At 72.4% G+C, this 4,931-nt stretch carries 4 protein-coding genes and 1 pseudogene; all 5 read right to left on the bottom strand.

The features are described 5' to 3' along the window. Positions 1-343, bottom strand: a 343-nt coding sequence (locus tag GT042_RS30170; protein ID WP_202534174.1) for a CHAD domain-containing protein, incomplete at its 3' end; no start/stop codon positions are given. A 25-nt stretch (positions 344-368) separates the two neighbouring features. Continuing rightward, positions 369-2,594, bottom strand: a complete 2,226-nt coding sequence (locus tag GT042_RS30165; protein ID WP_161311866.1) for an RNA degradosome polyphosphate kinase — start codon at positions 2,592-2,594, stop codon at positions 369-371. Between the two features lie 272 nt (positions 2,595-2,866). Next, positions 2,867-3,832 (bottom strand): ABC transporter permease, encoded by a 966-nt coding sequence (locus GT042_RS30160; protein WP_345943977.1) that lies wholly within the window; start codon positions 3,830-3,832, stop codon positions 2,867-2,869. After that, the gene (locus tag GT042_RS30155) at positions 3,829-4,743 is read right to left on the bottom strand and encodes an ABC transporter ATP-binding protein (RefSeq protein ID WP_161311865.1); all 915 of its coding nucleotides are present in this window, start codon (positions 4,741-4,743) and stop codon (positions 3,829-3,831) included. The genes GT042_RS30160 and GT042_RS30155 overlap by 4 nt, the downstream gene beginning before the upstream one ends. Beyond that, positions 4,740-4,931, bottom strand: a pseudogene (locus GT042_RS39530) (GntR family transcriptional regulator); the annotation flags it as partial. The gene GT042_RS30155 and the pseudogene GT042_RS39530, both read right to left, overlap by 4 nt.

Here is a 4,931-nt window from a genome sequence, read left to right as displayed (position 1 = left end):
CGCCCGAGAGCCGGCCCAGCGCGGTGAGGAGCCGGTGCAGCCGGGCCGTGCACGCGTGCTCCTGGGCGAGTGTGCCGGACAGCCAGCCCAGCTCCGTCCGCAGCTGGTCGGCCCAGGCCGGGTCGAGCAGCGGCCGGAAGGTGTGCAGGCTGCCGCCGATCCGCCGGGCGGAGGCGCGCAGCGCCGCCGCGGCCTGTTCGGCGGCGGCGGTGTCCGAGCCGCTCTCGCTGTAGAGCCGCAGACTGCGCAGGAAATCACCCGCCCGGGTGTGGAGGTACCCGGCCAGGATCTCGCCCGCCGTCAGCCGGTCCGCGGCCCGGTCCGTGCCCCGTGCGGGGCTCAGGGCCGTGCCGGGCACGGTGTCGACTTCATGGTGCTGCACGCCGGCGCCTCCGGGCGTCTATGAGCATTTCCTGTACGTGCCGCAACGGCTGGCCCTCGGCGTCCGTGGCGTGCCGGGTCCAGTTGCCGTCCGCGCCCAGGTGCCAGGAGGAGGTGGTGTCGGACATTCCGGTCTCCAGCAGCCGGGTGATGGACGCGCGGTGGGCCGGGTCGGTGACCCGTACCAGCGCTTCGATACGGCGGTCGAGGTTGCGGTGCATCATGTCCGCGCTGCCGAGCCAGACCTCGGGCTCGCCCCCGTTGCCGAAGGCGAAGACGCGGGAGTGCTCCAGGAACCGGCCCAGGATCGAGCGGACCCGGATGTTCTCGGAGAGCCCGGGGACGCCGGGGCGGATGGCACAGATGCCCCGCACCCAGACGTCGACCGGGACCCCGGCCTGGGACGCCCGGTAGCAGGCGTCGATGATCGCTTCGTCGACCAGCGAGTTGACCTTGATACGGACGTAGGCGGGGCGGCCGGCGCGGTGGTGCGCGGCCTCCTTGTTGATCCGGGTGACCAGCCCGTCGCGCAGGGACTTCGGGGCGACCAGCAGCCGCCGGTAGGTTTCCCTGCGGGAGTAGCCGGACAGCCGGTTGAAGAGGTCGGAGAGGTCCGCGCCGACCTGCGGGTCGGCCGTGAGCAGGCCGAGGTCCTCGTACAGCCGGGCCGTCTTCGGGTGGTAGTTGCCCGTGCCGACGTGGCTGTAGCGGCGCAGGGTCTCGCCCTCCTGGCGTACCACCAGGGAGAGCTTGCAGTGCGTCTTGAGCCCGACCAGGCCGTACACGACGTGGCAGCCGGCCTCTTCGAGCTTGCGCGCCCACTTGATGTTGGCCTGCTCGTCGAAGCGGGCCTTGATCTCGACCAGGACGAGGACCTGCTTGCCCGACTCGGCCGCGTCGATCAGGGCGTCGACTATCGGGGAGTCGCCGGAGGTCCGGTAGAGCGTCTGCTTGATGGCGAGGACGTCGGGGTCGGCCGCCGCCTGCTCCAGGAAGGCCTGGACGGACGTCGAGAACGAGTCGTACGGGTGGTGCAGCAGGACGTCGCGCTCGCGCAGGGCGGCGAAGATGTCCGGCGCGGACGCGGACTCCACCTCGGCGAGGTCGCGGTGCGTGCCCGCGATGAACTTGGGGAACTTCAGCTCGGGCCGGTCCAGCGCCGAGATCCCGAAGAGCGCGGTCAGGTCCAGCGGTCCGGGCAGCGGGTAGACCTCGGAGTCCTGCACCTTCAGCTCACGGACGAGCAGGTCCATGACGTACGGGTCGATGGACTCCTCGACCTCCAGGCGCACCGGCGGCCCGAAGCGGCGCCGCATCAGCTCCTTCTCCAGTGCCTTGAGGAGGTTCTCGGCGTCGTCCTCCTCGACCTCCAGGTCCTCGTTGCGCGTGACCCGGAACATGTGGTGCGCCAGCACCTCCATCCCGGGGAACAGCTCCTCCAGGTGGGCGGCGATCACGTCCTCCAGCGGCACGTACCGCGAGGGCGAGGCCTCCAGGAAGCGGGCCAGCAGCGGCGGCACCTTGACCCGGGCGAAGTGGCGGTGGCCGCTGACCGGGTTCCGTACGACCACGGCCAGGTTCAGCGACAGGCCGGAGATGTACGGGAAGGGGTGGGCCGGGTCCACGGCGAGCGGGGTGAGGACCGGGAAGATCTGCTGGCGGAAGAGCGTGAAGAGGCGCGCCTGCTCCTTCTCGGTCAGCTCGGGCCAGCGGATGACGTGGATGCCCTCGTCGGCGAGGGCCGGGGCTATGTCCTGCTGGTAGCAGGCGGCGTGCCGGGCCATCAGCTCGCGGGAGCGGGTCCAGATCAGGTCGAGCACTTCGCGCGGCTGGAGGCCGGACGCGGAGCGGGTGGCGACGCCGGTGGCGATGCGCCGTTTCAGCCCGGCGACCCTGACCATGAAGAACTCGTCCAGGTTCGACGCGAAAATGGCCAGGAAGTTAGCCCGTTCGAGGAGGGGGGTCGCCGGATCCTCGGCGAGCTCCAGGACCCGTTCGTTGAAGGCCAGCCAGCTGCGCTCACGGTCGAGGAACCGGCCCTGGGGGAGTTCCGCGCCGTCGTGATCGCTGTCTTCCTCGTACGCGTCGAGATCCGCGTCGAGATCGGGCTCCAGATCGGACACGTTGGCGGCGACGGTGTGGGGCCGGTGGGCGGCTAGGAAGCCGACCGACGGCTGGTGGTGCTGGACCGGGACCTCGGGCTGCTCGCTCATGTCCCCATTCTTCCGCGCGGAAGGGGTGACAGGCGCGTCGGAGAGCGCGGGGGCGAGGCGGAACCTGCCGTTCGGCGTGGGGGGTACAGCGGGCTGCATTGGGAGAGCGTCGCAAGCACGTCTGAATGGGCGGTAACGGCGACATGACGTGCAGGGAAGCGGGACGGGGCTCCCCGGGGGCGGTGACCGCTCCCCGGGGAGCGTTTTCCGGTGATGGCCGGTGCTCTCCTGGTGCTCCCGGTGCTCCTGGGGCGGGTGTGGTGAGGAGCGGGTCAGGCGTGCAGTCGCCGCAGGACGCGGAACGCGGCGAAGGCGGCCACCGCCGCGACGGCGAGGACGATTCCGGTTTCTACCAGCTGGAGGGGCCAGAGGTGGGAGGCGGGGTGGTAGTCGACGAAGTTGACGGCGCCTTCCGGCCGCTCCTCGCACGGGGAGACCCGCCATCCGTAGCCGAAGCACTCCTCCCGGGTGATCCGCTCGCCGGCCGCCGTGATGACGCCCTCCTGCACCACCCAGTCGTCGGCCGCCCGCCGGATGGGGGTGGTGTCGGTGAGGACCGGCCACAGGGAGGGGCGCAGCCATTCGTGGAGGACCAGCACGACCGTGCCCATGGCGAGCGCGGCGGCGGACATCGCGACGACGGTCCGCCGTACCAGCAGTCCGATGACGGCGCCGAGCGCGACGCCCAGTACGGCGTACGCGAGGGCGGTGGGACCGATGCCGAGGTCGCGGTACGAGCTGTACCAGAAGTCCCCGAAGTGGTCGTCGGGACCGGTCTCCACGGCCCAGCGGTGGAGACCCAGGAGTACGGAGACGCCGGCCACCGTGCACGCCAGCGGTACGGCCAGCTTCGCGGCGAGCCACCGGGTGGGGGTGACGGACTGGCTCCAGGCCAGTTTGTACGTGCCCGACTCCAGCTCCCGGGCGATCACCGGGCCCGCGACGAAGGCGCCGACGACCCCGGGCAGGACGAGCAGGAACATCCTCAGGTAGGTGAGCCAGCGCTGGAAGACGAGCTCCGCGTCCAGGTACGTACGGACCGTGTCCTCGCAGCGGATCGACCTGATGTCGACCGAGCAGCCGGTGGCCGGGAAGGCATCGGCGACGCTCGCCGCGTGGAGCCGCTGGTAGAGCAGCGCCGCGACGGCCAGGACCAGGAACCCGGCCCCCGCCCACAGGGCGCGCCGGTGCAGTCGGGTCGCGACCCACAGGGGGCCGCGCGGGGCGAGCGTCCTCACGCCGCCACCTCCGTACGGATCGGTGCTTCCGCGCTCGGGGTCAGCAGGGCCGGGGCTTCCGGGGAGCGCAGGTGGGCGAGGAGCAGCTCCTCCAGGGACGGGACGTGGGTGTCCCACGCGTCGTCGACCGGGCCGTCCGGCCTGATCAGGGCGGTGAGGCCGCGTCCGGTCGAGCGGGACTCGACCACGGTGTGCGGGGCCAGGCCGCGGGCGGGGCCCGTGACCATGGTGTGCGCGTTCACGATGTCCTCGATCTCGCCGCCGAGGCGGATCCGGCCGCCGTCGACCAGCAGCAGGTAGTCGCAGGCGTCCTCCAGCTCCGTGAGGATGTGGGAGGAGATCAGCACGGTCGTGCCGTGGGTCGCCGCGCTGCCCAGCAGCGCGCCCATCAGCTGGTGGCGGGCGAGCGGGTCGAGGTCGGCCATCGGCTCGTCCAGGAGCAGCAGGTCGGGGCGTTTGCCGAGGGCGAGGGCGAGCGCGACGCGGGTGCGCTGGCCGCCGGAGAGGGTGCGGACGCGCAGGCCGTGGTCGAGGCCGCCGCCCTCGACGATCCGCTCGGCCGCCTCCTGGTCCCAGCGCTCCGGGTTGAGCTCCCGGCCCAGGCGCAGGGTCCGGCCGATGGTCAGCTGCGGGTAGAGGGGCTTGTCCTGGGCGACGTACGCGAGGCGCGGGCGGGCGGTCGCCGGGTCGGTGCCGAGGACGCGGAGCCCGCCCTCGGTGGGGGCGAGCAGTCCGGCCGCCGCGGCGAGGAGCGTGGACTTGCCGGCGCCGTTGGGGCCGACGAGGGCGCAGACGCGGCCGGCGGGGAGCCGGAAGGAGCAGCCCCGCAGCGCCCAGCGCCGCTTGCCGCGCCTCCCGAACCGTCCGTACGCCTTGCCGAGGTCCGCGACCTCCAGCGCTGTCACTGTCATGCGTGGTCCCCCTGGGTGTTCTCTGGTGTGTTCTGTCCGGTACGGGTGCTGTCCGGCACGCCGCCGTCCGCCGCGAAGGTCTCGTCCAGTACGGCGGTGACCAGCGCGGTCATGTCGTCCCGGTCCAGGCCCTCGGCGCGGGCCCGGTCCGCCCAGCCGGCCAGTTCGGCGCGCAGGGCGCTGTCGGC

Source organism: Streptomyces sp. SID3212 (assembly GCF_009865405.1).
GTDB lineage: Bacteria > Actinomycetota > Actinomycetes > Streptomycetales > Streptomycetaceae > Streptomyces.
The sequence above is the reverse complement of the archived record's forward strand: the minus strand, read 5'-3'. Positions and strand labels throughout refer to the sequence as shown.